This is a genomic window from Marivita sp., from assembly GCF_022763305.1.
Classification (GTDB): Bacteria; Pseudomonadota; Alphaproteobacteria; order Rhodobacterales; family Rhodobacteraceae; genus Marivita.
In genome coordinates, this window is record NZ_JALEGT010000012.1 from 1 (window position 1) to 15819 (window position 15819).

The 15819-nt window shown below is 61.4% G+C and carries 16 protein-coding genes and 1 tRNA gene; 15 read left to right on the forward strand and 2 right to left on the reverse strand.

Annotated features, from left to right (window positions below; translation table 11 throughout):
* The first annotated feature begins 52 nt into the window (after positions 1 to 52).
* The 14 genes from MRY75_RS01415 (at position 53) to MRY75_RS01480 (ending at position 11941) form a co-directional block, all read left to right on the forward strand.
* A complete protein-coding gene (locus MRY75_RS01415; RefSeq protein ID WP_292305391.1) occupies positions 53 to 1525 on the forward strand; it encodes a CpaF family protein in 1473 nt (490 codons plus the stop codon).
* 2 nt (positions 1526 to 1527) lie between these two features.
* On the forward strand, positions 1528 to 2496 hold the full coding sequence (locus MRY75_RS01420; protein ID WP_292305360.1) for a type II secretion system F family protein: 969 nt from the start codon (positions 1528 to 1530) through the stop codon (positions 2494 to 2496).
* A 10-nt stretch (positions 2497 to 2506) separates the two neighbouring features.
* On the forward strand, positions 2507 to 3493 hold the full coding sequence (locus MRY75_RS01425; protein WP_292305361.1) for a type II secretion system F family protein: 987 nt from the start codon (positions 2507 to 2509) through the stop codon (positions 3491 to 3493).
* Positions 3490 to 4053 (forward strand): tetratricopeptide repeat protein, encoded by a 564-nt coding sequence (locus tag MRY75_RS01430; RefSeq protein WP_292305362.1) that lies wholly within the window; start codon positions 3490 to 3492, stop codon positions 4051 to 4053. Before MRY75_RS01425 ends, MRY75_RS01430 begins: the two co-directional genes overlap by 4 nt.
* Before the next feature lie 24 nt (positions 4054 to 4077).
* Positions 4078 to 4938, forward strand: coding sequence for a tetratricopeptide repeat protein (locus MRY75_RS01435; RefSeq protein ID WP_292305363.1), 861 nt, complete (start codon positions 4078 to 4080; stop codon positions 4936 to 4938).
* Positions 4939 to 4946: 8 nt separating this feature from the next.
* On the forward strand, positions 4947 to 5438 hold the full coding sequence (locus MRY75_RS01440) for a prepilin peptidase (protein ID WP_292305364.1): 492 nt from the start codon (positions 4947 to 4949) through the stop codon (positions 5436 to 5438).
* A gap of 98 nt (positions 5439 to 5536) precedes the next feature.
* A complete protein-coding gene (locus MRY75_RS01445; RefSeq protein ID WP_292305365.1) occupies positions 5537 to 6841 on the forward strand; it encodes an ATPase in 1305 nt (434 codons plus the stop codon).
* A 146-nt stretch (positions 6842 to 6987) separates the two neighbouring features.
* Positions 6988 to 7064: transfer RNA gene (locus MRY75_RS01450), tRNA-Met, on the forward strand.
* Between the two features lie 114 nt (positions 7065 to 7178).
* Complete coding sequence (locus MRY75_RS01455) at positions 7179 to 8126, forward strand: DMT family transporter (protein ID WP_292305366.1); 948 nt, start codon at positions 7179 to 7181, stop codon at positions 8124 to 8126.
* A 183-nt stretch (positions 8127 to 8309) separates the two neighbouring features.
* Positions 8310 to 9287, forward strand: a complete 978-nt coding sequence (paaA, locus tag MRY75_RS01460) for a 1,2-phenylacetyl-CoA epoxidase subunit PaaA (RefSeq protein WP_292305367.1) — start codon at positions 8310 to 8312, stop codon at positions 9285 to 9287.
* Positions 9288 to 9355: 68 nt separating this feature from the next.
* On the forward strand, positions 9356 to 9640 hold the full coding sequence (gene paaB / locus MRY75_RS01465; protein ID WP_292305368.1) for a 1,2-phenylacetyl-CoA epoxidase subunit PaaB: 285 nt from the start codon (positions 9356 to 9358) through the stop codon (positions 9638 to 9640).
* A complete protein-coding gene (gene paaC / locus MRY75_RS01470) occupies positions 9640 to 10401 on the forward strand; it encodes a 1,2-phenylacetyl-CoA epoxidase subunit PaaC (RefSeq protein WP_292305369.1) in 762 nt (253 codons plus the stop codon). Before paaB ends, paaC begins: the two co-directional genes overlap by 1 nt.
* Before the next feature lies 1 nt (position 10402).
* Positions 10403 to 10861, forward strand: coding sequence for a 1,2-phenylacetyl-CoA epoxidase subunit PaaD (gene paaD, locus MRY75_RS01475; RefSeq protein WP_292305370.1), 459 nt, complete (start codon positions 10403 to 10405; stop codon positions 10859 to 10861).
* Between the two features lie 15 nt (positions 10862 to 10876).
* On the forward strand, positions 10877 to 11941 hold the full coding sequence (locus tag MRY75_RS01480) for a 2Fe-2S iron-sulfur cluster-binding protein (RefSeq protein WP_292305371.1): 1065 nt from the start codon (positions 10877 to 10879) through the stop codon (positions 11939 to 11941).
* A gap of 9 nt (positions 11942 to 11950) precedes the next feature.
* Here the strand turns inward: MRY75_RS01480 and paaK are convergent, their stop codons facing one another.
* Together paaK and paaI are read right to left on the reverse strand one after the other, a co-directional pair.
* Entirely contained in the window at positions 11951 to 13261 is a 1311-nt protein-coding gene (gene paaK, locus MRY75_RS01485; RefSeq protein WP_292305372.1) for a phenylacetate--CoA ligase PaaK, read from the reverse strand.
* Positions 13262 to 13277: 16 nt separating this feature from the next.
* Positions 13278 to 13706: a hydroxyphenylacetyl-CoA thioesterase PaaI gene (gene paaI, locus MRY75_RS01490; protein WP_292305373.1), complete on the reverse strand. Its 429-nt coding sequence runs from the start codon at positions 13704 to 13706 to the stop codon at positions 13278 to 13280.
* A gap of 63 nt (positions 13707 to 13769) precedes the next feature.
* Between paaI and paaZ the strand changes: the two genes are divergently transcribed.
* Positions 13770 to 15803, forward strand: coding sequence for a phenylacetic acid degradation bifunctional protein PaaZ (paaZ, locus tag MRY75_RS01495; RefSeq protein WP_292305374.1), 2034 nt, complete (start codon positions 13770 to 13772; stop codon positions 15801 to 15803).
* The last annotated feature ends 16 nt before the right edge of the window (positions 15804 to 15819 follow it).

Here is a 15819-nt window from a genome sequence, read left to right on the forward strand (position 1 = left end):
CTCATAATCAAACAGTACCAGCCGCTGCCCTGTTCAACATGTGGCAGAGTGAATCGGCCTAACAAAAAGTCAGGTCAATTCAGGAGGACGGGTATACAAGAAATCGGCTGTCGAGGTCGCACCGGCAGCGAAAGCCGCCGCGGTCAAGGTCGAAACCCCGGCCAATTCGCCTGCACCGGCCAAAGCCTTGCGCAAGGTGCTGCCGAAGAAGGCCGCCGTTGCAGAAACGGCGGATCGGGACAAGAAGCGCAAGGAGCGCCTGAGCGAAATCAAGCTCGAACTGCACCGCGCGCTGCTCGACAACCTGAACCTTGCGGCCCTCGATCAGGCGACCGAGAGCCAGCTCAAGGAAGAAATCAGCGCGATCACCAACGAAAGCCTGCAGGAAAAGGGCATGGTGCTGAACCGCGAAGAGCGGATTGCGCTGAACCAGGAACTGTATGACGAAGTCAAGGGGCTCGGGCCCCTCGAGACATTGCTGAAAGACGAAACCGTCAGCGATATTCTCGTCAACGGTCCGCATCAGATTTTCGTGGAACGCAGCGGCAAGCTGCAGCTCAGCGATATCACCTTCAAGGACGAAAAGCACCTGATGCGGATCATCGACAAGATCGTGTCCGCCGTGGGCCGTCGCGTCGATGAATCGAACCCCTATGTGGACGCCCGTCTTCAGGATGGTTCGCGTTTCAACGCGATGGTGCCGCCGATTGCGGTGGATGGCAGCCTCGTGTCCATTCGTAAATTCAAGACCGACAAGCTGAGCATCGACGACCTCGTCGCCTTCGGGGCCTTTACCGAGGAAATGGCCGTCTACCTTCAGGCCGCCGTGGCGACACGTCTGAACATCATCGTGTCGGGTGGTACGGGTTCGGGTAAGACGACCACGCTCAACGCGCTGTCTTCGTTCATCGACGACAGCGAGCGTATCCTGACGATCGAGGATACGGCGGAACTTCAGCTCCAGCAGACCCATGTGGGCCGGATGGAAAGCCGCCCGCCCAACGTCGAAGGCAAGGGCGCCGTAACCCCGCGCGACTGTCTCAAGAACGCGCTTCGTATGCGCCCCGACCGGATCATCGTGGGGGAAACGCGCGGCGAGGAAGTGATCGACATGCTGCAGGCCATGAACACTGGCCACGACGGCTCGATGACCACGATCCACGCCAACAGCGCCCGCGACGGGGTGAGCCGTCTGGAAAACATGATCGCCATGGCCGGCATCGAGATGCCGCTCAAGGCGATGCGGTCCCAGATTTCCTCGGCTGTGAACCTCATCGTGCAGGCGTCGCGCCTGCAGGATGGCTCGCGCCGCATGACGTCGATCACCGAAATCACCGGTATGGAGGGCGAAGTCATCTCCATGCAGGAAATCTTCCGCTTCCAGCGCGTCGGTCTCACGCCGGAAAACAAGATCATCGGCCATTTCACCGCCACGGGCGTCCGGTCCAACTATGCCGAACGCTTCAAGATGTGGGGCTATGACCTGCCGCCGTCGATCTACGAACCCTTCAACGGGAACCATTGAACATGACACTCAGCGCAGAACCGATCGTCTACGGTCTTATCTTCATTGCAGTTCTGGTGCTTGTCGAAGGCGTCTACCTTGTCGCTTTCGGCAAGTCGATCAGCCTGAACAAGCGGGTAAACCGACGCCTTGAAATGCTCGACAAGGGCACAAAGCGCGACGAGGTGCTGGCCAAACTCCGCAAGGAGATGGACCAACACATGAGTTCGCGCGGTTTGCCGCTCTACTCGATCCTCGCAGACCGGGCGCAGAAGGCCGCGATTGCCTTCACCCCGCAACAGCTGATCATGGTGATGGTCGCGGTCAGCGTCGTCGCCTTTGTCGGCCTCACCCTCGGGACCGAAGCCGGACTGGCGGTTCGGGTCGTGATGGGTGTCGCGATGGGTGTGGGCGGTGTGTTCTTCTGGGTGACAAGCAAGGCCAAGAAACGCGTCAGCCTGATTGAAGAACAGCTCCCCGATGCGGTCGAACTGATGGTGCGCTCGCTCCGCGTCGGGCATCCGTTCTCGTCGGCCATCTCCATCGTGTCCAAGGAAATCAAGGATCCGCTGGCCACGGAATTCGGCCTGATCGCAGACGAATCCAGCTATGGCCGTGACATCGGCGAAGCCCTGAAGGCGATGGCGGAACGGCTCGACATGCAGGATTTGCGCTTCCTCGCGGTTGCGGTGTCCATCCAGCAGCAATCGGGCGGCAACCTAGCGGAAATCCTCGAAGGACTGGCCAAGGTGATCCGCGCGCGGTTCCGCCTGTTTCGCCGCGTCAAGGCGATCACCGCCGAGGCACAGTGGTCGGGCAAGTTCCTGTCGGGTTTCCCGGTTGGCGCGCTCATCGTGATCCAGCTGACCGATCCCAACTATTACGACGAAGTGATCGACCACCCCTGGTTCATCCCGGCCTGTTTCGTCGTCGGCGCGTTCCTGATCGCCAACCTGATCGTCATGCGCGCACTCGTGAATATCAAAGTCTGAGGTCCCAACCATGCAAGCCTTCAACCAATTCGCCTATGACTTGCTTGGTCCGGCCGGCCCGATGATCATCATCGCCGGGTTGGGCATTCTGTTGCTCGTCCTCGCCATCCCGATGTTCTTCATGTCCCGCGCCAACCCGATGGACCGGCTGGACAAGCAGACCTCCGGCCGCCAGCAGGTCGATGCGGCGACGCGCGCGGTGCTGCGGGACAAGCAGAAAAACCAGAAGCTCAACAAATACGCCCAGTTCCTTGAACCGCAGGACGCGAAAGAGCTGTCCGACGTTCGCATGAAGCTGTTGCAGGCCGGCTATCGGACCAAGGATGCGGTTCAACTGTATTACTTCTTGCAGTTCGTACTGGGCATCGGCGGTCTGATCCTGGGCTTGGTCTATTTCTACTTCGTCCTTGACCCGTCCAGCGCCACAACGCAGCAGACCGTGATGTATATCCTCGGGCCGGGCGCAGCGGGCTATATGTTCCCGAAATACTGGATCACCAGCCGGGTTCAGAAACGCCAGGAGGAAATCGAAAGCGGCTTTCCCGACAGTCTCGACATGATGCTGGTCTGCGTCGAAGCGGGTCAGTCCATGGATCAGGCCATCGTGCGCGTCAGCAAGGAATTGCGCGCCTCCTATCCCAGCCTCGCCGACGAGTTCGAGCTGGTCAGCTACGAGATGAAAGCCGGCAAGGACAAGACCATGGTTCTCAATGACATGGGCGAGCGCTGCGGCGTGCAGGACGTGATGTCCTTCGTGACGGTTCTCAACCAGAGCCAAAGCTTCGGTACGCCGATCTCCGACGCGCTTCGGGTCTATGCGGCAGAAATGCGTGACAAACGCGTGATGCGCGCCGAGGAAAAGGCAAACAAGTTGCCAACCAAAATGACATTGACCACAATGATGCTGACGGTGCCGCCGCTGCTGATCATTCTCGTGGGTCCTTCGGTCGTCGGCATCCAGCAGCTTGGAAGTCTCGGGAGTTCGATGGGGCAATGACGTTCGGCCGGTTCTGGCCCGCCTTCTTTCTGATCGGATTGGCCGCCTGTGGACCGGGCGGCTTTTCCACGTCTGATGACGCGGTATTTGCACCCAGTGTCGACCCTCGGGGCGAGGCCGTCGATCAACTGACCGTGGGCCATCGCCTGATGGCCGCGGGCGAATATGAACTCGCGCTCAGTTCGTTCAGCCTCGCTGCCGCCGAACAAGGCCTTACTCCAGAAGTCCTGATGTCGCTCGGATCGGCCAATCTTGCTCTGGGACGCCTCAATCAGGCCGAGGACCTGCTGCGGCGGGCCACGAAAGACGCGCCCGACACGCCCGATGGGTGGAACAATCTGGGTGTTGTTCTCATCGAAAAGGGCGAAACAGCCGAAGCAGCACAGGTGTTTCGCCGGGCTTTCGCCCTCGACAATGGCGAAAGTGTTGCAATTCGGGATAATCTGCGCTTGGCTCTCGCAAAATTGGAAAATTCGCAGTACACTGCGGAAACAGAACAACAATATAAACTTGTGCGGCGCGGCAATAGCGACTTTCTCATCCGCCCGACACAGTCATGAGGCAGAGCAGTAAAGGACGCAAAAATGCGCCATCCCTTTATCGTGACCCTGTGCGTAGCAGGGGCGTTTGTGGTTTCCGGATGCGAGCGTGGCATTGATACCGAGGCCGTTGACCGCGAATTCCAAGGGGTCAACGTCATTGACGGGACCAATCTGAACGAGGTGATGCTGTCGGTTTCCGATCCGAACGAAGCCGTCGCCTATTTCCAGCGCGCCAGCAGCGCGGAGCCCGACCGTGTCGATCTCGCTCGGGGACTGGCGATTTCGCTCATCCGCGCGAAGCGCCACACCGAAGGGGTTGCGGCCTGGGCGCGCGTCGTCGAAAACGAAGCCGCGACCAATGACGATCGTGTCGAGCTTGCGGATGCGCTTATCCGCAACAACGAATGGGATCGCGCGGAGACCGTGCTGAACGCCATTCCGCCCACACACGAGACCTACAAGCGCTATCGGCTCGAAGCGATGATCGCCGACAGCAAGAAACAATGGGACAAGGCCGACAGCTTCTACGAGACGGCGGTGGGCCTGACCACGACGCCCGCCTCGGTGATGAACAACTGGGGCTTTTCCAAGCTGACGCGCGGCGATTTCTCCGGGGCGGAGCGGCTCTTTACCGAGGCGATCCGCAATGATGACTCGCTCTTCACCGCGAAGAACAACCTCGTTCTCGCACGCGGCGCGCAAGGCAATTACGTCCTGCCAGTTGTTCCCATGACACAGATCGAACGCGCGGAGCTCCTGCACACGATGGGTCTTGCGGCGGTCAAGCGGGGTGATGTCGTCACCGGTCAGGGTCTGCTGCGCGACGCGATTGAAACCCATCCGCAGCACTTCGAAGCCGCGGCCCGCAGCCTCGAGGCACTTGAAGCCAATGTCGTGAACTGAGACGTCAGATGGACATTTCGGCGTTCTCGGCTCTGGTTTTCCTGCCTTTTGTCTTGCCCTTGTGCGTCTACGTGACGTTCTCGGACATGCGCGACATGCGCATTCCGAACCAGATCGTCGTCGCGCTGTTTCTGGTGTTTGCAATTGTCGGATTGGTTGCCCTGCCCTTCGACGCATATCTCTGGCGCTATGTCCATCTGGTCGTGGTTCTGATTGCAGGCATCGCGCTCAATGCCGGCGGCGCAATGGGGGCCGGTGACGCCAAATTCGCCGCGGCCGCCGCCCCTTTCATCCACGTGGGCGATCTGCGCCTGCTGATGGCGCTCTTCGCCGCGAACATCCTTGCCGCCTTCCTTGCCCATCGCCTCGCCAAGCATACGGCACTACGCAACATCGCCCCTCATTGGAAAAGCTGGACCAATCCCAAGTTCCCCATGGGCATGGCATTGGGTGGATCTCTGGCCATCTATCTTGGCCTCGGGGCGTGGTTCGGCCGGTAGTCTGCCAACAACCTGTCCCGACCCAGCCCTTCTGTTGCCACAATGGCCTGTCACAGTTCAGCCCAACGACTTTTGGCTGAACCGATCCGGGGCTCCCCATGAACATGCAAACCAGCGCCGTCATGGCGCCTCCTCCGCCCAAGCGCATCGAAGACATGAAGCTGCAACCGGTCATGATGCGGGATATCCTGCTCAAGACCATGTTCCGCAAGAACGTGTCGACGGCGACCGCGATTGCACAGAGCATCTGCCTCCCGGTGCCGATCACGCAGGAACTGATCGACATGGCGCGCGGCCAGTTGCTCCTCGAGGCGACCGGTACGCTGAACGCCAATAACGGCTCAGAGATGGGCTACCAGCTCACCGATGCGGGCAAAGCCCGCGCGTTGGACGCACTTGCCCAATCTGAATATTACGGCGCGATGCCGGTGCCGCTTGCGGTCTATTCCGAACAGGTCAAACGCCAGTCGATCCGCAACATTCATATCTCGCGCGATCAGTTGACCAATGCGATGGGGCACCTGATCCTGCCGCCGGACCTGCTCAGCAATCTCGGACCCGCCGTGGGCGCGGGACGGTCGATCCTGATGTACGGACCACCGGGGAACGGGAAATCGTCGATCTCGAACGGCATCCGCGACGCGATGGGCGACAAGATCTACATCCCGCACGCCATCGAATATGCAGGCCAGGTGATCACCGTCTACGACCCGATCGTGCACAGCGCCGCCGAAACCGCCGGCACGGCCACGGGGCTGCGCCTGACCAACCGGTTTGACACGCGCTACGTGCTCTGCGCCCGCCCCACGGTGATCACCGGGGGTGAACTGTCGCTCGACATGCTCGATCTGGTCTACAACCCGACCGCGCGCACCTATCAGGCGCCGCTGCAGCTCAAATCCACCGGCGGCATCTTCATCGTCGACGACCTTGGCCGTCAGGCCGAGCCGCCGCAGAAGCTGGTGAACCGCTGGATCGTTCCGCTGGAAGAGGCGCGCGACATTCTGGCTCTGCAATCGGGCGAGAAATTCGAAGTGCCCTTCGACACGCTTGTGATTTTCTCGACCAACTTCCACCCGAACGAAATCTTCGACCAGGCCGCGCTGCGCCGGATCTTCTTCAAGATCAAGATCGACGGCCCGGACCAGCAGAACTTCCTCAAGATCTTCTCGATGGTGGCGAAGAAAAAGCAGATGCAGCTTTGCGAGAAATCGCTCATCCACCTGCTGAAGAACAAGTACCCGACGATCAAGAACGTCTACGCGAACTATCAGCCGGTCTTCCTGATCGACCAGATGATCGCTGTTTGCGATTTCGAGGGCTGGCCTTACAAGATGACGCCAGAGCTGATCGACCGGGCGTGGGCCAACATGTTCGTCAAGGACGAAAAGATCGTCAAATAAGCGCGACAGGCCGATTTTCAGTCGCCTGAGAATCGCGGACGCGTCCGCGCGTCCGCATCCCGGATCAGCCGCGCGTGCTGGCGTGCAAAAAACGCAAGATTAGCCCTTGACGCCACGCCGCACCGCTCGTACTCACGCGGCGGTCCGGCGCGGTAGCTCAGTTGGTTAGAGCGAACGACTCATAATCGTTAGGTCGGGGGTTCGAGTCCCCCCCACGCCACCATTTCCCAGCAGATGCCAGATCAGCGCCCAACCATGCGGCGCCCCGACCCTTCCGTGTCGACAGGCGTCGGAAAGAAAACAGACGCGCCACGGCACAGCCCGCTAGAGGGGACATATGACACGCGTAGATCAAGCCGCCCCCTCGACCGACCGCATCCTTGCCGGTGTCGCCCTGATGATCGGGTTCTGCGTGACCGCCCCCCTGCTTGATGTGGCCGCCAAGCTGGCCTCGAGCAGCGTTCCGGTCGGTCAGATCACCGCTGCCCGTTTCATCGTGCAATGCCTGCTGATGGCACCCGTGGTCATGCTGATGGGACTGTCGCTTCGGGTGGGCCGAGGGCTGTGGTTCGCGCTCGTCATCCGGGCGACGCTGCTGCTCTTGTCGACCTTCTGCTTCATTGCGGCGATCCGCGTGATGCCACTGGCCGATGCGCTGGCCATCGTCTTCGTCGCGCCATTCATCGTGCTGCTCGTGGGCAAGTTCTACCTGAGCGAAGATGTCGGACCCCGTCGCGTTGCGGCAGCACTGGTCGGGTTCGTGGGGGTGCTTTTCGTCATCCAACCCAGTTTCTCCGCCTTCGGCGCGGTGGCGCTGTTCCCGCTGGGAACCGCGGTGGGGTTTGCCTTCTACATCCTCGTCACACGCGGATTGTCACGAAAGGTTCATCCCGTAACGCTCCAATTCTATACCGGTCTGATCGCAAGTGCCTTGTGCCTGCCGATCATGTTCCTCGCCGACGGCACGGGGTCCGACCTTCTTGACCCGGTCTGGCCGCAGGGCATCACATGGGTCTGGCTGCTGGGCGTCGGTCTTTTCGCCACCGTAAGTCACATGATGATGACCTATGCGCTGTCGATGGCGCCTTCCGCGACACTGGCACCGTTGCAATACTTGGAACTGCCCGTCGCAACCTTGCTTGGCTATCTGGTCTTTGGCGACTTCCCCAACGCCCTGACCTTGACCGGGATCGCCATCATCATCGGCGCGGGGCTCTACATGATCCATCGCGAACGCGTCACCGCGCGCGAACTGATCACGGAACGGGCCGCGCCGCCGATCTGAAGACATCCAGACCGCATGCGCCGTTCAGCAGGCTGGAGATCTGACGCCGAAAAAACGTTACCGAATGATTTAACATCACTCTCTGATGTAACATTATGATTGCGCGAAACCGTCAAACAGAGTATGATAAGGCCACGTTCAACGACCCAGATCGTGTCTCGTTTTTTCAGGAAAGAGCACCCCATGTACGCCCAGATGGTCACGTCCGAAGCGACCCAGGATGATCCCGACAAGCTGGCCGCGTTCCAGGCCCGGATCGACGCGGGCGACAAGATCGAACCCAAGGACTGGATGCCGGAAGGCTATCGCAAGACGCTGATCCGCCAGATTGGCCAGCATGCCCATTCCGAAATCGTCGGCCAGCTTCCCGAAGGCAACTGGATCACCCGCGCCCCGACACTGGAACGCAAGGCGATTCTCTTGGCCAAGGTGCAGGACGAAGCCGGGCATGGGCTGTATCTCTATGGAGCAGCCGAAACGCTTGGGGTGAGCCGGGACGAACTGACCGAAATGCTGCTCGACGGGCGGATGAAATACTCCTCGATCTTCAATTACCCGACCTTGACCTGGGCCGATATGGGCGCGGTCGGCTGGCTGGTCGATGGGGCGGCGATCATGAATCAGGTTCCGCTCCAGCGCACCTCCTACGGGCCGTATTCCCGCGCGATGATCCGCATCTGCAAGGAAGAGAGCTTTCACCAGCGGCAGGGCTATCACATCATGATGAAGATGGCCCAAGGCACACCTGCGCAGAAGAAAATGGCGCAGGATGCGCTCAACCGCTTCTGGTATCCGTCGCTGATGATGTTCGGCCCCTCCGACACCGACAGCGTGCATTCCGCGCAGTCGATGAAATGGAAGATCAAGATGAACACCAATGACGAATTGCGCCAGAAATTCGTCGATCAGACCGTACCGCAGGCGCAGTATCTTGGCCTGAGCGTCCCGGACGAGACCCTGCGCTGGAACGACGAGAAAGGCGGCTACGATTTCGCAGAGCCCGACTGGTCGGAATTCTACGATGTGATCAAGGGCAATGGCCCCTGCAACACCGAACGGTTGGCCGCGCGCAACAAGGCCTGGGATGACGGTGCCTGGGTGCGCGAAGGGCTCATGGCCCACGCCGAAAAGAAACGCGCCGCCCGCATGGCGGCGGAATAGCTCATCAGCCCTGACAGGCTTCTTCGCGAAGAGAGCCGTAAGGCTCGATAAGCGTCACGAGGACACATATGAAACACGAATGGCCCCTCTGGGAGGTCTTCATCCGCGGACAACACGGTCTGAACCACCGGCATGTGGGCAGTCTGCACGCCCCCGATGCGGAACACGCGCTCAGAAACGCGCGCGATGTCTACACACGCCGCAACGAAGGTGTGAGCATCTGGGTCGTCGAGGCACGGCACATCACCGCCTCCTCCCCGTCGGACAAAGGTCCGCTCTACGAGCCGTCCGAAAGCAAGGTCTATCGCCACCCGACCTTTTTCGACATCCCCGATGAAGCAGGCCACATGTGATGACGGACCGCGCAGCGCTTTTCGAATACCTGCTGCGGCTGGGCGACAGCACGCTGATCCTGGGTCACAGGGTCAGCGAATGGTGCGGTCATGCGCCTGCGCTGGAAGAGGATATCGCACTCGCCAATACCGCGCTGGACCTGATCGGACAGACACAGATGTGGCTGGGCCTTGCCGGCGAGGTCGAGGGCGCGGGGCGCAGTGCCGATGATCTGGCGATGCTGCGCGACGTCTGGGAGTTCAGAAACCTCCTGCTCGTGGAACAGCCCAACGGAGATTACGGCAAGACGATCCTGCGCCAATGCCTGTTCGATGCCTTCCATTTCGAGTTGCTGACTGAACTGACCCATGCACGGGACGACCGGATCGCCGGGATTGCGGCAAAGGCTCTGAAGGAAGTGACCTATCACCTCGACCGGTCCTCCGAGACGGTGATCGGACTGGGTGACGGCACCGAGGAAAGCAATGCCAGACTGCAAGCGGCGCTTGATCTGCTCTGGCCCTATGTGGGTGAAATGTTTGCGGCAGATGCGGTCGACGCGGCGATGCACAAATCCGGGATCGCGCCGGACCTGGCGGTTCTGCGCAGCCGGTTCGACACCCGCATCGACGCAATCCTGACCGAGGCGACGCTGACGAAACCCGACAGCGCCTATGCCCAATCGGGCGGCAAGACCGGGTTCCGCCATTCCGAACATCTGGGCCACATGCTGACGCAGATGCAGTGGCTCCAGCGCGCCTATCCGGGTGCGACGTGGTGACATGACACCCGACCTGCCCACCATCTGGTCCTGGCTCGACGAGGTGCCGGATCCGGAGATCCCCGTGATCTCTGTGGTCGATCTCGGTATCGTACGGGACGTGGCCTGGCAGGGTGACACGCTCGAAGTGGCCGTCACCCCGACCTATTCGGGATGTCCCGCCACGTCGGTGATCGCGATGGACATCGAAACCGCCCTGCACGATCGCGGCGTGCGAAACGTCAAGATCAGGACCCAGATCGCGCCTCCCTGGACCACCGACTGGCTGTCGGACAAGGGGCGCGCAAAACTGGCCGCGTATGGCATTGCACCGCCCTCGCCCGCTGGCGGACCCGAGGCCTGCCCCCATTGCGGCAGCGCGCTTCTGACCCGCGTCAGTCAGTTCGGATCGACCCCCTGCAAGGCGCATTGGCGCTGCGACGCCTGCCTCGAGCCGTTCGATTATTTCAAATGCATCTGACCCCGGACCTCTGATATGGCGCGCTTCTTTCCCCTGACCGTGACCGATGTGCAAAAGACGACGCGGGACGCGGTCGTCATCACATTCGAGGCCCGCGACGGGGGCGATTTCAGCTTCACCCAGGGCCAGTACCTGACCTTCCGGCGGGATTTCGACGGAACCGAGCTGCGCCGATCGTATTCGATCTGCTCGGGCGCCCATGAAGCAGTGCTCCGTGTCGGGATCAAGGCCGTGGCGGACGGTGCCTTTTCGCATTGGGCAAACACCGCGCTCGAGCCGGGCATGACGCTCGACGCGATGGAGCCGATGGGGAAATTCAACACGCCGATCGAACCGGACCAGGCGAAGACCTACCTCGCCTTCGCCGGCGGCTCCGGGATCACGCCGATCCTGTCGATCCTCAAGACGGTGCTGGCGGCCGAACCGAAATCCCGCGCCACGCTCGTCTATGCCAATCGCAGCCTGAACACGATCATGTTCCGCGAAGAACTGGAGGACCTGAAGAACCAGCACATGGGCCGCTTCAGCATCATCCACATTCTCGAGACCGACGCGCAGGACATCGACCTGTTCGAGGGCCGGATCGACGGGGAAAAATGCGCGGCCCTGTTCGCCCACTGGATCGACATCGCCAGCGTGGACACGGCCTTCATCTGCGGGCCCGAACCGATGATGAAGGCGATTGCGCAGTCGCTCGGCGATCACGGGCTGACGAAAGAGCAGATCAAGTTCGAACTCTTCGCCAGCGCGCAGACTGGCCGGCTCGAGCGTCGCACGAGATCCGTGGACAGCGCCACACGTGACAGCATCGCCGCGAGCATCACGCTCGATGGCATGACCCGCAGCTTCGAGATGGCGCGCGACATGACGCTGCTCGAAGCCGCGCTCGACAATGCGATGGATGCCCCCCATGCCTGTCGCGCCGGGGTCTGTTCGACCTGCAAATGCAAGGTGATCGAGGGCGAGGTGGACATGGTCGCCAACCACGCGCTCGAGGATTACGAGGTGGCGGCAGGCTATGTCCTGTCCTGCCAATCCTATCCGATCAGCCCACGGATCGTTGTGGATTACGACCAGTAGGGAAAACCGTCAGCCCGGCTTGCGCTTGTCGACGACGCGCACAGCCTTGCCCTGCGACCGCGGCACTGAACCGGGATCACCGACATGGACGGAGACGGTCACACCGACATGATCCTTGATCCGCTCGGTCAGCATGGTGGCCGCCGCCTGTTTCGACAGATCACTGACCGCGTAGGGCATCGCCTCGACCAGCACGCGCATCGCGTCCATCCGGCCCGAGGTGGTGAGTTCGATCTGGAAATACGGGGCAAGCCCGCCGGTCGCCATCACCTCTTCCTCGATCTGGGTCGGGAAAACATTGACCCCGCGCAGGATCATCATGTCATCGCTGCGCCCCGTGACCTTTTCCATCCGCCGCATCGTCCGCGCGGTTCCGGCCATGAGCCGCGTCAGATCCCGCGTGCGGTAGCGGATCACCGGCATGCCTTCCTTGGTCAACGTGGTAAAGACCAACTCACCCTTTACGCCGTCGGGCAGGACAAGCCCGGTGTCCGGGTCGATGATCTCGGGATAGAAATGGTCTTCCCAGATATGCAGCCCGTCCTTGGTCTCGACGCATTCATTGGCGACACCGGGTCCGATCACCTCGGACAGACCGTAGATGTCGACCGCGTGCATGTCGAAGGACTCCTCGATTTCCTGACGCATGGCATTGGTCCACGGCTCTGCACCGAACACGCCGACCTCGAGCGAGGATTCGCGCGGATCAAGCCCCGCCTTGTGGAACGCTTCAAGGATGTTGAGGATGTAGGAGGGCGTCACCATGATGCCCTTGGGGCGGAAATCGGTGATCAGCCCGACTTGTTTTTCAGTCTGGCCACCCCCCATGGGGACAACCGTACCACCCAGCTTTTCCACCCCGTAATGCGCGCCCAGACCACCGGTGAACAAGCCGTAGCCATAAGCCACATGCACCATGTCCCCGGCCCTGAGTCCCGACGCCCGCAGCGACCGCGCCACCACCTCGGCCCACATGTCGATGTCGTTCCTGTTGTAGCCGACGACCGTGGGCTTGCCTGTCGTGCCGGACGATGCGTGGACACGCACGATCTGTTCGCGCGGCACGGCGAAAAGACCGAACGGGTAATTGTCGCGCAGGTCGGATTTCGTGGTGAAGGGAAACTTCGAAAGGTCGGACAGGTCCTTGAGATCATCAGGATGCACGCCCGCCGCGTCGAACCGCGCGCGATACATCGGCACGTTCTGATACGCGTGATTGAGCGACCAGCGCAGGCGCTCCAGCTGAAGGCTGCGGATTTCGTCGATCGAAGCACGTTCGATCGGATCGAGATCCGACGGTTTCGGTGACAGATCCTTCATGTGCCCAGCGCCTCCCCTACGCTTCTTCGAACACGTGTCCGTTGATGGAGCGCGAGAGCCCGCGAAACTCCGCGATCAGCACACCCGCCTGGTTCGTGACCTGCACATCGGTGATGCCGCTGCGACCTTTCAGCGAAATCTCCCGCGCCTCTGCGCGCAGGCGGTCACCCAGCCGGCCTGACGCGATGAAGGTGATGGAGTTGTGCTGCGCAACCGTGACCTGGTTGCGGCTGTTGCAGGCATAAGCAAAGGCGCTGTCGGCCAGAGTGAAGATCACTCCGCCGTGGCACATTCCATGCCCGTTGCAATGGTGTTTCCTGACGGTCAGTTCCATGACCGCTTCGCCTTCGGCGACATGCACCAGTTCCATCCCCATCCATTGCGAGGCATGGTCCTGGTGCCACATTTTCTGCGCGGCCTGTTCGGCCCGTTCGTCCGGTGTCATGGCGGGGACGCTTGCATGAAGTTTGCGTCCGGTCAAATACTTAGGCAGGCAAGGAGGAGCAGGATGACCATTCAGGATGTTCAGAGTTTCATCGCGGGCACATGGCACGCCCCGGACAGCAGCGCGCGAGAGATTCAAGACGCCGTGACGGGCAATGTGATCGCCCGTGCCGGGCGGTCTCTTGTGGATGCGGACGCGCTTCTGGACCATGCGGTGCACGTCGGTGGACCAGCGCTTCGGGCCATGACGTTCCACGACCGCGCGCGGATGCTCAAGGCGCTGGCACTGTTCCTTCAGGAGCGCCGGGACACCCTTTACGATCTCAGCTTTTCGACGGGCGGGACGCAGAAGGACCATCTGATCGACGTGGACGGCGGGATCGGAACGATGCTTGTCATGGCCTCCAAGGGCCGACGCGAGATGCCGGATGGACACGTCTATCTGGATGGCGCGGTCGAGCACCTGTCGCGCGGCGGCAGTTTTGTCGGGCAGCATGTCTGCACCCCGTTGCAAGGCGTGGCAGTTCATATCAACGCCTTCAATTTCCCGGTCTGGGGCATGCTGGAAAAACTGGCCCCGACCCTTTTGGCCGGTGTGCCTGCAATCGTGAAACCCGCCACGGCGACCTGCCATGTGACCGAGGCCTGTGTGCGAATGATGCTGGAGAGCGGAATTTTACCAGATGGTACAATTCAGCTCGTGACTGGCGGGCTTGGTGATCTGCTGGACCACCTTGGCCCGCAGGACGTGGTGAGCTTTACCGGCTCCGCCGAGACCGCAATGGGCCTTCGCATCCGGCCGAACATCCAACGCAATGCTGTGCGGTTCATGGCGGAACAGGACAGCCTGAACGCGTCGATCCTTGGCCCCGATGCCGTGCCCGGCACGCCGGAATTCGATCTTTTCATCAAGGAAGCCCACCGGGAAATGACCACCAAGGCAGGGCAGAAATGCACCGCCATCCGCCGCATCATCGCACCCGAGGCGCAGGTGGACGCGGTGATCGCCGCGCTGTCCGAGCGGTTGCGCGACACGGTGATCGGTGATCCGCGCGATCCCGCAACTCGGATGGGGGCGCTGGTATCCGATGCCCAGCGCCGGGATGTTCTGGCCAAGTGCTCCATACTCGACACCGAGGCCGAGCGGGTCTGCGGCGACCCGGAGTCCTTTGCCGTGCAGGGGGCGGATGCCGAGAAAGGCGCGTTCCTGCCGCCGATGCTCTATCACTGTGCGACCCCGGACGCGGCGCGACACGTTCACGACACCGAAGCCTTCGGCCCTGTGGCAACCGTGATGGGCTACCGCGACTTGCCTCACGCGATTGCCCTTGTGAACCGCGGACAAGGCAGCCTTGTCGCATCGGTGATCACACACGACCCAGACGTCGCCCGCGAGGTGGTGATGGGCGCGGGCGCCTATCATGGGCGGCTCTATTTCAACAACCGTGACAGCATGGCGGAGGCGACGGGGCATGGGTCTCCGCTGCCGCATATGGTGCATGGCGGTCCGGGCCGTGCGGGCGGCGGCGAGGAACTCGGCGGGGTGCGGGGTGTGCTGCACTACATGCAGCGCACCGCCGTGCAGGGCAGTCCCGACATCCTGCGCGCGGTAACTGGCCAATGGGTGCCCGGTGCCACCACACCGCGAGGGCCGGCACATCCGTTCCGGCGCAACTTTGACGCGCTGCAGATCGGGGAAACGCTGCACACTGACGGGCGCGAAGTCACGATGGAGGACATCGAACACTTCGCGCATTTCACAGGTGACACCTTCTATGCCCACATGGACGAGGAGGCCGCCCGGCGAAACCCGTTCTTCCCGGGGCGGGTGGCACATGGTTATCTGTTGCTCAGCTTCGCGGCAGGGCTGTTCGTCGATCCCGACGAAGGGCCGGTGCTGGCCAATACCGGGCTTGACGGCCTGCGCTTTCAGAAGCCGGTCAGCGCCGGGGACAGCATCAAGGTGCAGTTGACCGTGAAGGCCAAGACAAGGCGTACATCCGATTACGGCGAGGTGCGCTGGCAGGTAATCCTGCGCAATCAGGACGACGCGCCTGTTGCAGAATACGAACTGCTGACGATGAACGCATATCGCTGACCCGGTGATGGCTTGG

What these genes read in the sequence shown, in the direction of transcription:
- MRY75_RS01420 (WP_292305360.1), top strand. Translation starts at nt 1,528, where the DNA reads ATGACACTCAGCGCAGAACCGATCGTCTACGGTCTTATCTTCATTGCA.
- MRY75_RS01425 (WP_292305361.1), top strand. Translation starts at nt 2,507, where the DNA reads ATGCAAGCCTTCAACCAATTCGCCTATGACTTGCTTGGTCCGGCCGGC.
- MRY75_RS01430 (WP_292305362.1), top strand. Translation starts at nt 3,490, where the DNA reads ATGACGTTCGGCCGGTTCTGGCCCGCCTTCTTTCTGATCGGATTGGCC.
- MRY75_RS01435 (WP_292305363.1), top strand. Translation starts at nt 4,078, where the DNA reads ATGCGCCATCCCTTTATCGTGACCCTGTGCGTAGCAGGGGCGTTTGTG.
- MRY75_RS01440 (WP_292305364.1), top strand. Translation starts at nt 4,947, where the DNA reads ATGGACATTTCGGCGTTCTCGGCTCTGGTTTTCCTGCCTTTTGTCTTG.
- MRY75_RS01445 (WP_292305365.1), top strand. Translation starts at nt 5,537, where the DNA reads ATGAACATGCAAACCAGCGCCGTCATGGCGCCTCCTCCGCCCAAGCGC.
- MRY75_RS01455 (WP_292305366.1), top strand. Translation starts at nt 7,179, where the DNA reads ATGACACGCGTAGATCAAGCCGCCCCCTCGACCGACCGCATCCTTGCC.
- paaA (WP_292305367.1), top strand. Translation starts at nt 8,310, where the DNA reads ATGTACGCCCAGATGGTCACGTCCGAAGCGACCCAGGATGATCCCGAC.
- paaB (WP_292305368.1), top strand. Translation starts at nt 9,356, where the DNA reads ATGAAACACGAATGGCCCCTCTGGGAGGTCTTCATCCGCGGACAACAC.
- paaC (WP_292305369.1), top strand. Translation starts at nt 9,640, where the DNA reads ATGACGGACCGCGCAGCGCTTTTCGAATACCTGCTGCGGCTGGGCGAC.
- paaD (WP_292305370.1), top strand. Translation starts at nt 10,403, where the DNA reads ATGACACCCGACCTGCCCACCATCTGGTCCTGGCTCGACGAGGTGCCG.
- MRY75_RS01480 (WP_292305371.1), top strand. Translation starts at nt 10,877, where the DNA reads ATGGCGCGCTTCTTTCCCCTGACCGTGACCGATGTGCAAAAGACGACG.
- paaK (WP_292305372.1), bottom strand. Translation starts at nt 13,261, where the DNA reads ATGAAGGATCTGTCACCGAAACCGTCGGATCTCGATCCGATCGAACGT.
- paaI (WP_292305373.1), bottom strand. Translation starts at nt 13,706, where the DNA reads ATGACACCGGACGAACGGGCCGAACAGGCCGCGCAGAAAATGTGGCAC.
- paaZ (WP_292305374.1), top strand. Translation starts at nt 13,770, where the DNA reads ATGACCATTCAGGATGTTCAGAGTTTCATCGCGGGCACATGGCACGCC.